Source organism: Halomonas sp. TG39a (assembly GCF_000744395.1).
Classification (GTDB): Bacteria; Pseudomonadota; Gammaproteobacteria; order Pseudomonadales; family Halomonadaceae; genus Vreelandella; species Vreelandella ventosae_B.
Window position 1 is genome coordinate 2,104,909 of record NZ_JQLV01000001.1, and the last position, 17,189, is coordinate 2,122,097.

General features: G+C 54.5%; 8 protein-coding genes, 2 tRNA genes and 3 rRNA genes. 4 read left to right on the forward strand and 9 right to left on the reverse strand.

Features of this window, described 5'->3' with window-relative positions; translation table 11 throughout:
* On the reverse strand, positions 1–663 hold the full coding sequence (locus tag U738_RS09370) for a TetR/AcrR family transcriptional regulator (RefSeq protein ID WP_035579564.1): 663 nt from the start codon (positions 661–663) through the stop codon (positions 1–3).
* 189 nt (positions 664–852) lie between these two features.
* Between U738_RS09370 and xdhA the strand changes: the two genes are divergently transcribed.
* From xdhA to guaD, 4 genes are read left to right on the forward strand one after another with little or no spacing between them, the layout of a single operon-like run.
* Positions 853–2,310, forward strand: coding sequence for a xanthine dehydrogenase small subunit (gene xdhA / locus U738_RS09375; protein ID WP_035579566.1), 1,458 nt, complete (start codon positions 853–855; stop codon positions 2,308–2,310).
* A complete protein-coding gene (xdhB, locus tag U738_RS09380) occupies positions 2,294–4,717 on the forward strand; it encodes a xanthine dehydrogenase molybdopterin binding subunit (RefSeq protein WP_035579567.1) in 2,424 nt (807 codons plus the stop codon). The genes xdhA and xdhB overlap by 17 nt, the downstream gene beginning before the upstream one ends.
* Entirely contained in the window at positions 4,714–5,586 is an 873-nt protein-coding gene (xdhC, locus tag U738_RS09385; RefSeq protein ID WP_035579568.1) for a xanthine dehydrogenase accessory protein XdhC, read from the forward strand. The genes xdhB and xdhC overlap by 4 nt, the downstream gene beginning before the upstream one ends.
* 1 nt (position 5,587) lies before the next feature.
* Positions 5,588–6,907, forward strand: a complete 1,320-nt coding sequence (gene guaD / locus U738_RS09390) for a guanine deaminase (RefSeq protein WP_035579570.1) — start codon at positions 5,588–5,590, stop codon at positions 6,905–6,907.
* Positions 6,908–7,132: 225 nt separating this feature from the next.
* On the opposite strand, the gene rrf is transcribed toward guaD, so the two are convergent.
* The 8 genes from rrf to cydD form a co-directional block, all read right to left on the reverse strand.
* Positions 7,133–7,248: ribosomal RNA gene (rrf, locus tag U738_RS09395) — 5S ribosomal RNA — on the reverse strand.
* A gap of 134 nt (positions 7,249–7,382) precedes the next feature.
* Positions 7,383–10,273 (reverse strand): 23S ribosomal RNA (locus U738_RS09400).
* 260 nt (positions 10,274–10,533) lie between these two features.
* Positions 10,534–10,609 (reverse strand) — tRNA-Ala (locus U738_RS09405).
* A 119-nt stretch (positions 10,610–10,728) separates the two neighbouring features.
* Positions 10,729–10,805: transfer RNA gene (locus U738_RS09410), tRNA-Ile, on the reverse strand.
* An 84-nt stretch (positions 10,806–10,889) separates the two neighbouring features.
* Positions 10,890–12,422, reverse strand: a 16S ribosomal RNA gene (locus U738_RS09415).
* The 16S, 23S and 5S rRNA genes sit together here with 2 tRNA genes alongside, the layout of an rRNA operon.
* A 355-nt stretch (positions 12,423–12,777) precedes the next feature.
* On the reverse strand, positions 12,778–13,770 hold the full coding sequence (locus U738_RS09420) for an adenosine deaminase (protein WP_035579571.1): 993 nt from the start codon (positions 13,768–13,770) through the stop codon (positions 12,778–12,780).
* A gap of 42 nt (positions 13,771–13,812) precedes the next feature.
* Positions 13,813–15,519, reverse strand: coding sequence for a thiol reductant ABC exporter subunit CydC (cydC, locus tag U738_RS09425; RefSeq protein ID WP_035579572.1), 1,707 nt, complete (start codon positions 15,517–15,519; stop codon positions 13,813–13,815).
* A complete protein-coding gene (cydD, locus tag U738_RS09430) occupies positions 15,516–17,189 on the reverse strand; it encodes a thiol reductant ABC exporter subunit CydD (protein WP_035579574.1) in 1,674 nt (557 codons plus the stop codon). The genes cydC and cydD overlap by 4 nt, the downstream gene beginning before the upstream one ends.

The window sequence follows — 17,189 nt, forward strand, 5'->3', positions numbered from 1 at the left end:
TCACTTTTCCAGCGGGCGTGCTTTAGCAACAGGCTGAGTTATGCCACAGCCTTTAAGGATAACGTGCTCAAGAAAAGCCGATATAGACTCAAGGTCATCGTCACTTAATGCCTCGCGACCTAGAATACCGGACACTTGGGCACTATATTCAGTGTAGTGCTGCGTCGCAGACCAAATCAGGAAGATTAGCCAGCGCGGATCGACATCGTCCATTTTGCCCTGTACCGACCACTGGCGCATGATTGCCGCGCGAGAAGCCACCCAATCGCGTAACTCACCCGCCAGATACTCACTTAAAAAGGGAGCACCGGCTAAAATTTCTGCCGCAAAGAGTTTTGAGCCTTCAGGATAGCGCTGACCAAGCACCATTTTAGTGCGGATAAAATCACTGAGCACCGTCGCTGGATCGCTTTCTGGGGTAATGTCTTCAAGCACTTCATTCCAGCGAAGCATCATGCGGTTAAGCAACCGCACGTAAAGCGCCTGTTTACTGCCCATATAGTACAAAATATTGGCTTTGGGGAGACCTGCTCGGTCAGCGATCACTTGCAAGCTTGCCCCGCGGTAACCGTGCTGAGAAAACACCTGCTCCGCGGCAATCAGGATACTTGTCTCTATTTTTTCCCGGCTTGGGCTTTCAGAAGGGACGGATACGGCGGTCATTAACAGTGTTCCTTGATAAGAGTCGGTGGATAGGCTAATCGCCCCAAATAGTGGCATTTAGCATAAGCTTGCCCCACTCCTGTGCAGCGAGCAAATACTTGCAAGAGAGGACGTTTTGTCCCAAGCTCAACTCATATTGACCGATCGGTCAGCACAATCCCGATCTATACGATCACAGTGGAGTTCGGCATGGCAACGATTGCGTTCCTGCTCAATGGTACCCCCCAGCGGTGTGACGTTTCACCCGACACCAGCATTCTAACCCTTTTGCGCGAGCATTTGGCCCAAACGGGCACCAAAGAGGGCTGCGCTTCAGGTGACTGTGGCGCCTGTACCGTGGCGATTAGCGAGCCAACGTCAGGCACACACAGATATACCAGCGCTAATGCCTGCATTACGCCTGCTCACCAACTGCAGGGCAGGCACTTGGTGACCGTTGAAGGGTTGTCGGAACAGGGTCACTTGCACCCCGCTCAGGAAGCGATGATCGAATGCCATGGTAGCCAATGTGGTTTTTGTACGCCGGGTATTGTCATGTCGCTTTTCACTCTGCATAGCGATCTTATCCAGCGCCCCTCTCCGCTAACACCCGAGCGACTCGAAGCCGCTCTAGGCGGTAACTTGTGCCGCTGCACCGGCTATCGGCCGATTCGGGATGCAGCGCTGAGTATGAATGCGACTCCTTACCTGCGCCCTCAGTGGTTTGACGCTACATTGCCAGATTCAGAAAGCGATGCGCAGATCACAGACTTAGCGGAAACGGCTGTATTTTTTGCCCAACCGACGTCTTTGGTCGCGCTAGCGCAGCTACGCCAAGCCTTCCCCCAGGCGCGCTTGGTGGCCGGCGGCACGGATCTCTGGCTAGAGAGCACTCAGCGTTTGGCCCCCCTTGATCAGTTGATTGACGTTTCTAGGGTTGCCGAGCTACTCACCATTGAAGAGGCCCTGTTTGAGAATCAAACCGGCTGGTGGATAGGCGCCGGGGTGACCTATACCCAACTCGAACCCCTGTTTAATGCGCACTTCCCAGCATTTGCACATCTGCTGCACCGGTTGGGCTCCCAGCAAATTCGCAACCGGGGAACCCTGGGGGGCAATATCGCCAATGCTTCCCCTATTGGCGATACGCCCCCCGTGCTACTGGCCTTGGATACCCAGGTAGAGCTTGCTAGCGTAACCGGCAAGCGTTGCTTAGCGCTTGAGGATTTCTTCCTGGATTATAAAAAGACCGCCTTGGCGACCGATGAAGTTGTTTCACGAATTTTCATCCCGCAAGCGGCTGAAGAGAGTCAACTGCGCGTTTGGAAACTCTCCAAGCGTCGCGAAGATGATATCTCCGCGCTACTCGGCGCCTTTTGCTACCGCGTTGAGCAGGGTGTTATGCGTGATGTACGAATCGCTTTTGGCGGTATGGCCGCTACTCCCAAACGCGCGCTAGCAGCCGAAGCAGCGCTTGAGGGCAGCGCTATTACCCCAGAGGCGTTTCGCGCCGCTCAGCAGGCACTTGAAGATGATTTCCAACCTATGAGTGACGTGCGGGGTAGCCAACATTATCGCCAGCAAGCTGCCCAGAATCTAATTGAACGGCTCTACCTTTCTCTCTCAGTGCCCGACCAAGAGGTGATGCTCCATGCGTACGCTCACTAAACTGGACGGCGATAGTAGCCGTGCCCGCCGTGAACTGCACGACCACATTCAAGGCTCTGGCCCCTTGGCGCGCCATACGGTCGACAGTACTGGCCAACGCCAGGCGGGTAGCGCAAGTTTTCATGAGAGTGCCGAAAAGCACGTCACCGGCAAGGCGGCTTATATTGACGACTTAGCCGTACCGGCCGATGCGCTACATGTGGCGCTGGGCCTATCACCTGTCGCCCACGGCACCTTGACGCAGCTTGATCTCAGCAAGGTGAAAGAGGCGCCAGGGGTGGTCGATGTGATCACCTTTCATGAGGTGCCGGGGCATACCGACATCGGGCCGGTCTTTCCGGGCGATCCCATTTTTGTCGATCATGAGATCAGCTATGCAGGCCAGTGCCTGTTCGCCGTGGCGGCAACGTCGCTGCAGGCAGCTCGCCGTGCCGTCAAATTTGCCACTATCAGCATCGATGAGCAGCCAGCTAGTTTAGACCCGGTGGCCGCAACAGAGCGGGAAGAGTTTGTTCGCCCCACTCATGTGCAGACGCGGGGTGATTGGCAACAGGCACTCGACCAGGCGGAACAGAGGGTTGAAGGTGAGCTGTTTGTTGGCGGTCAAGAGCACTTCTATCTGGAAGGCCAGGCCTGTGTGGTTCACCCTACCGAGGATGAGGGTGTTATTGTTCACACCTCCAACCAGCACCCCAGCGAAACCCAAAAGTTGGTGGCGGAGGTGCTCGATATCCCTTTTCATGCGGTGACCGTCGAAGTCCGTCGTATGGGCGGTGGCTTTGGTGGCAAAGAGACTCAGGCGTCTCCCTGGGCGTGTATTGCCGCAATTATTGCTCGCCGCACCGGCAAGACGGTTCGCCTGCGCTTACCACGCAGCGACGATATGCATGCCACGGGGAAACGCCACCCCTTCCATAATCGCTACCGGCTCGCCATTGACGCTGAAGGCGTTATTCAGGGGGGTGAGATCACGGTGATCGGTGACTGCGGCTACTCGCCGGATCTTTCTGACGCCATCGTTGATCGCGCCATGTTTCATGCCGACAACGCCTACTCGCTGGGGGATGCCCAGGTAGTCGGGCATCGAGCCAAAACCCATACCGCCTCCAATACCGCATTCCGGGGCTTCGGCGGCCCCCAAGGGATGATGATCATTGAAGCGGCCATGGATGATATTGCCCGCCAGATTGGCGAAGATCCGCTCACCGTGCGTAAGCGCAATTTCTACCGCGAGGGTCGCGACGTCACCCACTACGGCCAGCAGGTCGATCAGTTGCAGCTGTTGCACACACTCGTTGAAAGGCTAGAAAGTGACAGCGAATACTGGTCGCGGCGCAAAGCGGTCAGTGACTTCAATGCCACGAACTCAGTGATAAAAAAAGGCCTGGCACTTACGCCGGTCAAATTTGGCATTTCATTTACCGCCCAGCATCTGAATCAGGCGGGCGCCCTTCTGCATGTTTACACCGACGGCAGCGTGATGATTAATCACGGCGGTACCGAGATGGGCCAAGGGCTGCATACCAAGATTTGTCAGGTAGTAGCCAGGGAGCTGGGGCTGGATTTAGACAAAGTGCGCATTACCGCTACGCGAACCGATAAAGTCCCCAATACGTCCCCGACCGCCGCTTCCAGCGGTGCTGACTTAAACGGCATGGCTGCCCGGGATGCGGCCAGCAAACTACGTGAACGTCTGTTCGATTTTGCTACCGAGCACTATCCCGAGGGTTTGGATCGGGAAGGCATGCGCCTGGAAGACAGCATGTTAGTGGCCGGGTTCGGCGAAAGCGAGCGCAGTATTCCGTGGGGAGAATTGGTGCAAACGGCCTATCTGCATCGGATATCGCTGTCTGAAAAAGGCTTCTATGCTACACCGCTGATTCACTATGACCGCTCAGTCGGCCAGGGTCGCCCCTTTTATTACTATGCATTTGGCGCGGCAGTGGCTGAAGTGAGCGTGGATACCCTGAGCGGCGAGTATCAGGTTGACCGCGTTGATATCTTGCACGATGTGGGCGACTCGCTTAATCCCGCTATCGATATTGGCCAAGTGGAGGGGGGCTTTATTCAGGGAATGGGCTGGTTGACCAGCGAAGAGCTGAAGTGGAACGATAAAGGCGTGCTGGTCAGCGATGGGCCGGCGACCTATAAAATCCCCACCTTTGGCGACCTACCGCCTATCTTCAATGTTGCGCTATTGGAAGGCCATCCCAACTCCATGGCCAGTCTCTACCGCTCAAAAGCAGTCGGTGAGCCCCCTTTTATGCTCGGCATTTGTGTCTGGTCGGCGTTGCGTGACGCCCTTTCGAGCCTTACCGATTACACCACATCACCGCACTTAGACACACCGGCCACGCCTGAGCGGGTTATGCTCGCGGCCAATGCCATCAGGAAGAGAGCGCTGTGAGTGAACTTCAAGTACCGGAAACCTGGCATGCGGCACTGCATCGTTTACAGCGCGACGGCATCCCCCATGTGCTAGCCACCCAGGTGACCAGCGCAGGCTCAACGCCCCGCGAGCCTGGCGCTCGCATGGTGATCACTGATGATGCCATCTTTGATACGCTGGGAGGCGGTACCTTTGAGTGGCAAACCATTTCCGCCGCGCGGGCCTGTTTGGCTGAACAACGCTACGGACTCAGCTTAGAAGCCTTCTCTCTAGGTGGACGAAGCGGCCAGTGCTGTGGTGGCTTCGTGAATATTCTTCTGGAAGCGTTTCCCGGCGCTACGGCTCACATCGCTATCTTTGGTGCAGGCAACGTCGGTCAAGAGATCGTCAAGCTAGGCGCCCCGCTTCCCTGGCAACTGCACTGGTACGATAGCCGTCGTGATGCGTTTGTCGTCGGGCAGCAGCAACCGCGACTTCACCGTTATCCGCTTCATGATGCAGAGAAATGTGTCGCAAACTTGCCTGCAGATACCCATGCGCTGGTGTTGACGCACAACCATGACGAAGACTATGCGCTGATCCAAGCGTTAATTCAGCGCGACGACATCGCGTCGATTGGATTGATTGGTTCAGACAGCAAGTGGGCAAGCTTTACCGGGCGGCTGAAACGCGACGGGTACTCTGACGAACAAATGGCGCGGGTACGTAGCCCCATTGGGCGCATCCACGCCACTAAGCTGAATAATAAAACCCCCTATGCGATTGCGCTAACGGTAGTGGCTGAGCTGCTTTGGCTAACGGACACGCCCACTTCTCAAGATAACCGCGGGCTGGACTCCCAGTCTCTGCGAACGCTATTGACCGATTCTCCGACGACCACGAGTTAATATGACGACTTCTTCTACCGATACGTTTATTCGTGCCGAACTGATCAGTTTTGCCCGCGACCCTGGAGATGGCGATACGCCTCAACCGGGCAGTTTAGAGCACTACGGTGATGGCTTACTCTGGTTGAAAGGCCAGCATATTCATGCCGTCGGCCACTTTCCTGAATTGGCGCCGTCGCTACCCAAAGGTGCGGAAGTTCTCGATTACCGTGACAAACTTATTATGCCGGGGTTTATTGACACCCATGTGCACTACGTTCAATTGGATATCATGGCGTCGTATGGCCGTCAGCTACTTGACTGGCTAAACGACTATACCTTTCCGGAAGAGTGTCGTTTTGCGAGTCACGCCCATGCAGAAGCGCTGTCTAACGCGTTTTTGGATGAGATGCTACGCGCAGGGACTACAACGGCTCAGGTATTTGGGTCTAGCCACCCTGGTTCCGTGGATGCCTTTTTCACCGCCTGTGAAAAGCGCCAGTTGCGTATGCTGGTGGGTAAGGTATTGATGGATCGTAACGCGCCAGAGGCCCTAATGGACGGTGCTTCGGGCATTGCCGATAGCGAGCGGCTAATTGAAGATTGGCACGGCAAGGAGCGACTCGGCTACAGTGTCACCCCGCGTTTTGCGCCTACATCGACCAAAACACAAATGGATGCGGCAGGCGCCCTGCTTCGTAATGATCCAAGTCTCTGGTTACAGACCCATTTGGCTGAAAACAGCGGTGAGTTGGACTGGGTAGCCGAACTGTTTCCAGGTAGCCGCGACTACTTGGCCGTTTATGAGCAAGCAGGCCTCGTTGGCCCACGCAGTACCTTTGCCCACGGTATTCATCTCGATAACGGTATGCGCAAGCGATTGGCGGATCGAGGCGCCAATATTGCCTTTTGCCCCAGCTCCAATCTCTTTCTTGGCAGCGGTTTATTTGACCGTGAGGCCGCCAAACAGACGGGTATGGCATTCACCTTTGCCAGCGATATAGGTGCAGGCACTGACTTATCGGGCTTTGGTACGCTGAAAGCGGCCTATCAAGTGGGTCAACTAGGTGGACAACCGCTTACTGCCTGGCAAGGCTTTTATGGTTTAACCAAGGGGAATGCAAAAGCACTCTCGCTGGATAGCCAAATTGGCCAACTGGCTCCCACGCTGGAAGCAGATTTTGTGGTGATTGATACTCAAGCGACGTCATTACTTTCTCGACGCATCAGCCACTGCACTACGCTTGGCGAGCGACTTTTTGCATTAATGATGCTCGCCGATGACCGCGCGATTTATGAAACCTGGGCGGGTGGCATCTGCCAACACCGCAGGGATTTATAGAAGTGAGGCGTGAGGCGTGAGGCGTGAGGCGTGAGGCGTGAGGCGTGAGGCGTGAGGCGTGAGGCGTGAGGCGTGAGGCGTGAGGCGGAACAGGATATTCGTTAGATACCCCTACACCAACGTTTTCTACTCACTATTCCCCCTCACTCCTCACTATTTACCCCTCACGCCCATGCAAAAAAAAATCCCCCAAGGCGTAAGCCCTGAGGGATTTTTCAAATAAGTGCCTGACGATGACCTACTCTCGCATGGGGAGACCCCACACTACCATCGGCGCTAAGCGGTTTCACTTCTGAGTTCGGCAAGGGATCAGGTGGTTCACGCGTGCTATGGTCGTCAGGCGTAACTGTTAATGTACATCATGCTGTTTGTGATCGTCTCATTGTGCCGCCTGCTCGTTTGAGTCAGGCCACACGCTGCGTATCCGGTGTTTTAATGTTGCGTCATCATTACGACCAGACCCCTTGGGTGTTATAGGGTCAAGCCTCACGGGCCATTAGTACACGTTAGCTCAACGCCTTGCAGCGCTTCCACACCGTGCCTATCAACCAGCTGGTCTCGCTGGGCCCTTCAGGAGGCTCTAGGCCTCAGGGATGTCTCATCTTGAAGGGGGCTTCCCGCTTAGATGCTTTCAGCGGTTATCCCGTCCGACCATAGCTACCCGGCAATGCCACTGGCGTGACAACCGGAACACCAGAGGGTCGTCCACTCCGGTCCTCTCGTACTAGGAGCAGCCCTTCTCAAACATCCAACGCCCACGGCAGATAGGGACCGAACTGTCTCACGACGTTCTAAACCCAGCTCGCGTACCACTTTAAATGGCGAACAGCCATACCCTTGGGACCGACTTCAGCCCCAGGATGTGATGAGCCGACATCGAGGTGCCAAACACCGCCGTCGATGTGAACTCTTGGGCGGTATCAGCCTGTTATCCCCGGAGTACCTTTTATCCGTTGAGCGATGGCCCTTCCATACAGAACCACCGGATCACTAGAACCTGCTTTCGCACCTGCTCGACGTGTCTGTCTCGCAGTCAAGCACCCTTATGCTCTTGCACTCAATGCACGATGTCCGACCGTGCTGAGGGTACCTTCGTGCTCCTCCGTTACTCTTTAGGAGGAGACCGCCCCAGTCAAACTACCCACCACACACTGTCCTCGATCCGGATAACGGACCTGAGTGAGAACGCCAATGATGCCAGGCTGGTATTTCAAGGTTGGCTCCGCCCGAACTGGCGTCCGAGTTTCAAAGCCTCCCAGCTATCCTACACAGGCAACATCAGCGTCCAGTGTGAAGCTATAGTAAAGGTTCACGGGGTCTTTCCGTCTAGCCGCGGGTACACCGCATCTTCACGGCGATTTCAATTTCACTGAGTCTCGGGTGGAGACAGCGTGGCCATCATTACGCCATTCGTGCAGGTCGGAACTTACCCGACAAGGAATTTCGCTACCTTAGGACCGTTATAGTTACGGCCGCCGTTTACCGGGGCTTCAATCAAGAGCTTCGCCTTGCGGCTAACACCATCATTTAACCTTCCGGCACCGGGCAGGCGTCACACCCTATACGTCCGCTTGCGCGTTAGCAGAGTGCTGTGTTTTTAATAAACAGTTGCAGCCACCTGGTATCTTCGACCGGTTCGGGCTAGGAGAGCAAGTCTCTTCACCCTACGCCGGCGTGCCTTCTCCCGAAGTTACGGCACCATTTTGCCTAGTTCCTTCACCCGAGTTCTCTCAAGCGCCTTGGGATTCTCACCCTGACCACCTGTGTCGGTTTGGGGTACGGTCGCACATGATCTGAAGCTTAGAGGCTTTTCCTGGAAGCGTGGCATCAGTGACTTCCTGACCGTGGTCAGTTCATCTCGTGTCTCGGCCTTGAAAGGGTCCGGATTTACCTAAACCCTCAGCCTACTCACTTTCACCAGGACAACCAACGCCTGGCTCACCTAGCCTTCTTCGTCCCCCCATCGCAACCATGTCCGGTACGGGAATATTGACCCGTTTCCCATCGACTACGCCTTTCGGCCTCGCCTTAGGGGCCGACTCACTCTGCTCCGATTAGCGTCGAACAGAAACCCTTGGTCTTCCGGCGAGGGAGTTTTTCACTCCCTTTATCGTTACTCATGTCAGCATTCGCACTCGTGATACCTCCAGCAGACTTCTCAATCCACCTTCATTGGCGTACACGACGCTCCTCTACCGCTCATCCAAAGGATGAACCCGTAGCTTCGGTACCTGGTTTAGCCCCGTTACATCTTCCGCGCAGGCCGACTCGACTAGTGAGCTATTACGCTTTCTTTAAAGGATGGCTGCTTCTAAGCCAACCTCCTAGCTGTCTGAGCCTTCCCACATCGTTTCCCACTTAACCAGGATTTCGGGACCTTAGCTGACGGTCTGGGTTGTTTCCCTTTTCACGACGGACGTTAGCACCCGCCGTGTGTCTCCCACGCGTTACTCACCGGTATTCGGAGTTTGCCTCGGGTTGGTAAGTCGGGATGACCCCCTAGCCGAAACAGTGCTCTACCCCCGGCGGTACTACGTGAGGCGCTACCTAAATAGCTTTCGAGGAGAACCAGCTATCTCCGAGCTTGATTAGCCTTTCACTCCGATCCACAAGTCATCCAAATCTTTTTCAACAGATCCTGGTTCGGGCCTCCAATTGATGTTACTCAATCTTCACCCTGCTCATGGATAGATCGCTCGGTTTCGGGTCTATATCCAGCGACTGTGTCGCCCAGTTAAGACTCGGTTTCCCTACGGCTCCCCTATACGGTTAACCTCGCCACTGAATATAAGTCGCTGACCCATTATACAAAAGGTACGCAGTCACAGAACAAGTCTGCTCCTACTGCTTGTACGCACACGGTTTCAGGATCTATTTCACTCCCCTCTCCGGGGTTCTTTTCGCCTTTCCCTCACGGTACTGGTTCACTATCGGTCAGCCAGGAGTATTTAGCCTTGGAGGATGGTCCCCCCGTCTTCAGTCAAGGTTTCTCGTGCCCCGACCTACTCGATTTCACATGATCAGATTTTCGACTACGGGGCTATCACCCGCTACGGCCACGCTTCCCAACGTGTTCGCCTAATCAGTCACATGCTTAAGGGCTGGTCCCCGTTCGCTCGCCGCTACTAGGGGAATCTCGGTTGATTTCTTTTCCTCAGGGTACTTAGATGTTTCAGTTCCCCTGGTTCGCCTCGTACACCTATGTATTCAGTGCACGATACTCATCTTATGATGAGTGGGTTTCCCCATTCAGAGATGTCCGGGTCACAGGTTGTTGCCACCTCACCGAACCTTATCGCAGGCTACCACGTCTTTCATCGCCTCTGGCTGCCTAGGCATCCACCGTGTGCGCTTCATTGCTTGACCCTATAACCCGAAGGAGTCTGGACTCGCAATGATCACGTTTCATTTTGCCGGATACGCTGACGCGTATCACAATTTAAGACCACTTCTTGCGAAGTGTTCTTGTCAGCATGATATACATTGTTAAAGAGCAGCTGTTCAATGAACAGTGATAAAGCGGCATTCTGTAGCTATAACAACACTTATAGCGACTACAGCGCAGCGACTTATCAATGGTCACGAAACGTTCACAAACGGTATTTAAGGTAAAAAGTAGTACTAAATGGTGGAGCCAAGCGGGATCGAACCGCTGACCTCCTGCGTGCAAGGCAGGCGCTCTCCCAGCTGAGCTATGGCCCCATCTAGTAGTCACTCTTCGTCACAGTCACCTCTGGCCAATTTTATTTAGCGCAAGACATTTTATGACGACGCATAGCCTGCTATGCGAGTTATAAAATAACGCAGCGATAGATAAAATTTGGTGGGTCTGGGCAGACTTGAACTGCCGACCTCACCCTTATCAGGGGTGCGCTCTAACCAACTGAGCTACAGACCCAAGAGGGGATCGTGCTTTTTACCGTTTGCTCTATCTTTGATCAGGTAATTCATTGTGGACGCTTACCGACTGTGACGCATCGTTTAAGGAGGTGATCCAGCCGCAGGTTCCCCTACGGCTACCTTGTTACGACTTCACCCCAGTCATGAACCACACCGTGGTGATCGCCCTCTTGCGTTAGGCTAACCACTTCTGGTGCAGTCCACTCCCATGGTGTGACGGGCGGTGTGTACAAGGCCCGGGAACGTATTCACCGTGACATTCTGATTCACGATTACTAGCGATTCCGACTTCACGGAGTCGAGTTGCAGACTCCGATCCGGACTGAGACCGGCTTTAAGGGATTCGCTGACTCTCGCGAGCTCGCAGCCCTTTGTACCGGCCATTGTAGCACGTGTGTAGCCCTACCCGTAAGGGCCATGATGACTTGACGTCGTCCCCACCTTCCTCCGGTTTGTCACCGGCAGTCTCCTTAGAGTTCCCACCATTACGTGCTGGCAAATAAGGACAAGGGTTGCGCTCGTTACGGGACTTAACCCAACATTTCACAACACGAGCTGACGACAGCCATGCAGCACCTGTCTTACAGTTCCCGAAGGCACACCAGAATCTCTTCCGGCTTCTGTAGATGTCAAGGGTAGGTAAGGTTCTTCGCGTTGCATCGAATTAAACCACATGCTCCACCGCTTGTGCGGGCCCCCGTCAATTCATTTGAGTTTTAACCTTGCGGCCGTACTCCCCAGGCGGTCGACTTATCGCGTTAACTTCGCCACAAAGTGCTCTAGGCACCCAACGGCTGGTCGACATCGTTTACGGCGTGGACTACCAGGGTATCTAATCCTGTTTGCTACCCACGCTTTCGCACCTCAGTGTCAGTGTCAGTCCAGAAGGCCGCCTTCGCCACTGGTATTCCTCCCGATCTCTACGCATTTCACCGCTACACCGGGAATTCTACCTTCCTCTCCTGCACTCTAGCCTGACAGTTCCGGATGCCGTTCCCAGGTTGAGCCCGGGGCTTTCACAACCGGCTTATCAAGCCACCTACGCGCGCTTTACGCCCAGTAATTCCGATTAACGCTTGCACCCTCCGTATTACCGCGGCTGCTGGCACGGAGTTAGCCGGTGCTTCTTCTGCGAGTGATGTCTTTCCTACCGGGTATTAACCGATAGGCGTTCTTCCTCGCTGAAAGTGCTTTACAACCCGAGGGCCTTCTTCACACACGCGGCATGGCTGGATCAGGGTTGCCCCCATTGTCCAATATTCCCCACTGCTGCCTCCCGTAGGAGTTCGGGCCGTGTCTCAGTCCCGATGTGGCTGATCATCCTCTCAGACCAGCTACGGATCGTTGCCTTGGTAAGCCATTACCTTACCAACTAGCTAATCCGACATAGGCTCATCCAATAGCGGGAGCCGGAGCCCCCTTTCTCCCGTAGGACGTATGCGGTATTAGCCTGGGTTTCCCCAGGTTATCCCCCACTATCGGGCAGATTCCTATGCATTACTCACCCGTCCGCCGCTCGTCAGCATCTAGCAAGCTAGATCTGTTACCGCTCGACTTGCATGTGTTAGGCCTGCCGCCAGCGTTCAATCTGAGCCATGATCAAACTCTTCAGTTTAAGATCTATGTGATCCTTACATGTCACCCGAAGGGAACAAAAGCGGATCAAACTTGGCTCAAGGTTCAAACGAATTCATTCAAAACAGATCCCAAAGGACGAATCCTTTAAAACCTTATTGCTTGAGTCGCTTGCCTTGATATTTGGTGATTTGCCACCAACGCCAGCAAGCGCCCACATGAATTACCTGATCAAATTGTTAAAGAGCTGGTCGCAGAGGCCGTGCCCCGTTGACGTGTGCGTATACTACCCGATTCACCGTCAGGGTCAACAGCGATTTGAACATTTATGAGCAAAAACCTAGTCCTGTATTTAATAGCCGTCACACCGACCCAATAAACTAGGCGTGAACCCTTTACGCTGCAGCCAAGCGAGCCATGAGCTCTTCCCGTCGCTCAGGGGTAGCAAAGGCTTCTTCGATGGCATTGCGGGTTAGCTGACGAAAGACTGTCTGATCCCAGCCAAACGCTTCAGCGCAGGCAAGGTGATTGGTCAGCATACCACCACCAAAGTAAGCGGGATCGTCGGAACTAATGGTTACTTTGAGCCCTTCAGCCAAAAGTTTCGGGAGCGGATGATCACGAAGATCCTCTACCACCTTCAAACTGACGTTAGATAGCGGGCAGACCGTTAGAACAATTTGCTCGCGGCGCAACCGCCCAACTACTTTATCACTCTCTATACAGCGCACCCCATGATCAATGCGCTGAACATCAAGTAGATCCAGGGCCTCTGTAATATACTCAGCAGGCCCCTCCTCCCCCGCATGGGCTACGCGCACCAATCCAAGCTGCTTAGCGCGCTCAAATACGCCGACAAAGTCAGCGGGAGGATTGTTTAGCTCGGCGCTATCCAAGCCAATGGCATCCAGCATCTTCCAATATGGCGCAGCCTGTTCAAGTACATGTAAGGCCTCTTCTGCCGGACGATCGCGTAGAAAAGCCATAATCATGCCGATAGAGAGATCGAGAGTCTCTTCAGCCTCCTGCTTGGCTTTTAATAGCCCGGTCATTACCACTTCAAGGGGTACGCCACGTTGAAGATGCGCCTGGGGGTCAAAGTGCATGTCGATATGCACAACGCCCTCCCCCCGTGCACGCTTGAAATAATCCATCGCCAGGTCGTAAAAATCCTCTTCATTACGAAGTACGCTCATACCCTGAAAATAGAGATTCAAAAAACCCTGCAGATCGTTGAAGTGGTAGGCATCTTTGGCGTCTTGAACTGTCGCATAGGGCAACTCAATGCCATTGCGCTGCGCTAAAGCAAACATTAACTCAGGTTCCAACGAGCCTTCGATATGCAAATGGAGTTCTACTTTGGGAAGATCACGTAAAAATTCGTGCATGAATGGCTCCTAGCTGTCTTATCAATTGATCAATGCCACTCATTATTTAAGCGGGCATTGCTCAAGTTTACCGGCATCTAGATGCCAGTGGTACTCGACCCCAGGCAATAGAGTCAGCGAACTAACCTGATGGACAAAGAAAATAGCCGTTCGGTCAACCAGCCATTTATCCAGGGTCGCCGCGATGTGCTTGGCCGTCGCCGCATCAACGCCTGCAAACGGCTCGTCAAGAATGACCACTTGAGGGTTGCATAGCATCAGGCGGGCTAATGCCAAACGCCGGCCTTGCCCCCCTGAAAGCTGCTGGCCTTTCTCGCCCACCGCCGTAGCTAAGCCTTGCGGCAATTGCTCAACCCAGCCTTTCAAGGCCACTCCATTCAATACCGCCCAAAGCATGTCATCGTTAGCCGCGGGGTTGGCGATACGCAGATTTTCGGCGATAGAAGCATCGAACAGATCGACCTGCTGGGTCAGCATGGCAAAGTGAGTGGCACGGTTTTCGGTGGAAAGCTGCCAGGATGGTATGCCGCCTACCAGCGCCTTACCTTCGGTCGCTTTTAAGCGCCCCATTAATACCCTGGCTAAAGACGATTTTCCGGCACCGGAATTGCCGGTAATCACCGCTCGTTTGCCTGCAGGTAGTTGGAAATCAACATCGCTTAACGCGGGCGCTAATGTCTGCGCATAGCGCAGAGAGAGCCGTTCAACTTGAATGCTTAGACCAACACCGTTTGGCAGCGTAACAGTGGGGGGCGTCGACGATGAATCGCCGGTAAGCACATTTAACCGCCGCACCGCTGCATAGCTAGCACCCAGCTTGACAAAACTAGCCGGTAGCGTAATGAACGACTCATTCGCCCCCAGTGCTATCAATGCCGCCATCACCAAAATAGGTCCTGTAACCAACTGCTGGCTAAACACCCAGCTAGCGAACCACACTACTGCCACCACCATTAATCCGCTGACAACACTCACCAGGCAGTTAATCAACGCTGCCTTACGCCCTAAACGGCGCTGGTTGCTAAACGCTTGCTGCTCTTGACTAGCGATCAGGGCCCGATGCCACTGGGTCGTTTGATAGCTCATCAACTCAGCAGCCCCCTGCACTTGGTCGACCACTAAACGCCGCAGCGACTGCTGGTCAACCACCTGCTGATAGCTTTGCGAAAATCCCCAGACAGCCGCCAATAGTGTCGCCACTAGCCAGAGAAAGCTCAGTGTCACCGCCATCAGCATGGCAATGCCCGGCAACCAAATAGCCACAAAAAGCGACACAGCCACCACGCCAAGTAGCGCCACCAAAGGTGGCACCAAGAGACGCAGATAAAAATTATCCAGGGTGTCGATATCCGCCGTTAACCGGCTCAACCAGTCGCTGGCACGCTCACCGTGCAAGCGAGCGTCGTCGAGGCGTGTTAAATAACCAAATACGCGATAGCGCAAATCGGCAAGCAGCGTTAACACCGTATTATGGTTATAAAGACGTTCAACATAGCGCGCGACGGTACGTGCCAAGGCGAAGAAACGAATGCCGCCACCGGGCACATAAACATCGAGTCGCGCAGGAATGCCAAGAGCCAGGGCAATACCGGTCAGAGCGCTGGCAGTAATAAACCAACCGGATAAGCCCAGCAGGGCAAGCCCAGCCATTAGGGTGATCCAAACCAGCAGAGCGCCCAATAAAAAGCGCCGGCGCCGCCGGACTAAAAGTAACAGCCAGGGACGAAAGTCGCGATAAATAGCCATCATAAGACCACCTCGACCAGCTCACCCTGCTCAAACGCCAAGTGACGATTAGCAACAGCAATCACCGCCGGATGATGGGTCGCTATCACTAAGGTACGCCCTTCTTGGGCAAGCGCTAACAACGCCGCCAAAACAAACTGCTCAGTTTCCTGGTCTAAACTCGCCGTAGGCTCATCTAATAGCAGCAGTGGCGCATCGCTAAGATATACGCGGGCAAGCGCCAAGCGCTGGGCTTGCCCGCCTGACAACCCGACTCCACGCTCGCCGATTAACGTATCCAAGCCATCGGGTAGCTGGGTTAACAGAGGTCCAAAACCAGCGCGATGTAGTGCAGCGGCCATTTCTTCGCGGCTAGCTTCAGGTGCTGCCAAGCGCAGATTATCAATCAAACTACCGTGCAAGAGACAGGGCTGCTGATCCAGCCAGGCGTAAGGGCTATTTTTTTGCCGCCGGCACTCTCCAGCGCTGGGTGAGATAAAGCCCGCGAGTAAAGCAAGCAGCGTCGACTTACCGCTACCGGAGGCACCGCTAAGCGCCACTACTTCACCCCGCTGAAGGGTGAAATCGATAGGGCCTATCACCTGCCCTCGGCCAGGATAAGCAACGCAAGCCGCCATTAACTCAATGACCGACCTATCCGACAGCGGCGCCATAGCGCCATAATCGCTCACCAAGCTTGGCTGATTGAGTATATTCACCACGCTCTCAGCGGCACCCAAGGCCGCTGCGCGGTCATGGTAGTGCTGAGAAAGGGTGCGTAGCGGCTGAAAAAACTCGGGCGCAAGCAGCAGCACCGCCAGGCCCGAAAAAAGCGTCAGTGATTGCGACGGCCCATACTCGATGTAGCCGAGCAGGCCAAAACCGACATACATGGCCACAACCGCAATCGCCACTGAGGAAAAGAACTCCAGCACTGCCGATGAGAGAAACGCCAACCGAAGAGTACGCATGCTAAGGCGCCGATAGCCATCGGTGGCATACCAAACATCCTGCTGCGCGGCTGATGTACGGCCAAATAGCTGCAGTGTGGTCATACCGCGCACATGGTCAATAAAATGCGCTGACAATCGTGATACGGCCACAAACTGATCACGGTTAAGGCGCTCAGCCCCCATGCCGACCAAGGCCATAAAAAGCGGAATAAGTGGTGCAGAAAGAAGTAGAAACAGCGCCACCAGGTAATCGAGCCAACCTGCCACCGCCAATATCAACAGCGGCAAGCAGAGCGTGATACGCAGTTGGGGGTAAAAACGCGCGAAATAACCTTCAAGCGCATCAATATGTTCAACCACTTGGTTGGCCAGGGAGCCGCTGTGCTGACTGGTAAGCCAAACCGGGCCTAAGGCAGATAGTTTATCCAGTAGCTGGGCCCTGGCACGTTGACGAATGCGCAGGCTCGCTTCCAGGCTCAGCGTTTCATGCCCCCACTGAAAGGCAGCGCGTAACAGCACGCAACCCACCAGCAGGGAAAATATCGGCACTAGGGACATGGGCGATTGATCGTGAACCACCAACTGATCAATCAGCCAGGCAAGACCCACTACCACAACGATCGTTTGACTACCTGCCAGCACGCCGCAAAGAGCAGCGCCCAGCAGGCGCTTGCGCTCTCCCTTAGCCAACGTTTGTAGCCAACTGCGCGGCGTAAGAGAAAGCGCGACTTCAGTTACCAT

Bases quoted from the DNA above. Each gene is read 5' to 3' on its own strand.
- guaD (WP_035579570.1), top strand. From the start codon at position 5,588: ATGACGACTTCTTCTACCGATACGTTTATTCGTGCCGAACTGATCAGT.
- xdhA (WP_035579566.1), top strand. From the start codon at position 853: ATGGCAACGATTGCGTTCCTGCTCAATGGTACCCCCCAGCGGTGTGAC.
- U738_RS09420 (WP_035579571.1), bottom strand. From the start codon at position 13,770: ATGCACGAATTTTTACGTGATCTTCCCAAAGTAGAACTCCATTTGCAT.
- cydD (WP_035579574.1), bottom strand. From the start codon at position 17,189: ATGGTAACTGAAGTCGCGCTTTCTCTTACGCCGCGCAGTTGGCTACAA.
- U738_RS09370 (WP_035579564.1), bottom strand. From the start codon at position 663: ATGACCGCCGTATCCGTCCCTTCTGAAAGCCCAAGCCGGGAAAAAATA.
- xdhB (WP_035579567.1), top strand. From the start codon at position 2,294: ATGCGTACGCTCACTAAACTGGACGGCGATAGTAGCCGTGCCCGCCGT.
- cydC (WP_035579572.1), bottom strand. From the start codon at position 15,519: ATGATGGCTATTTATCGCGACTTTCGTCCCTGGCTGTTACTTTTAGTC.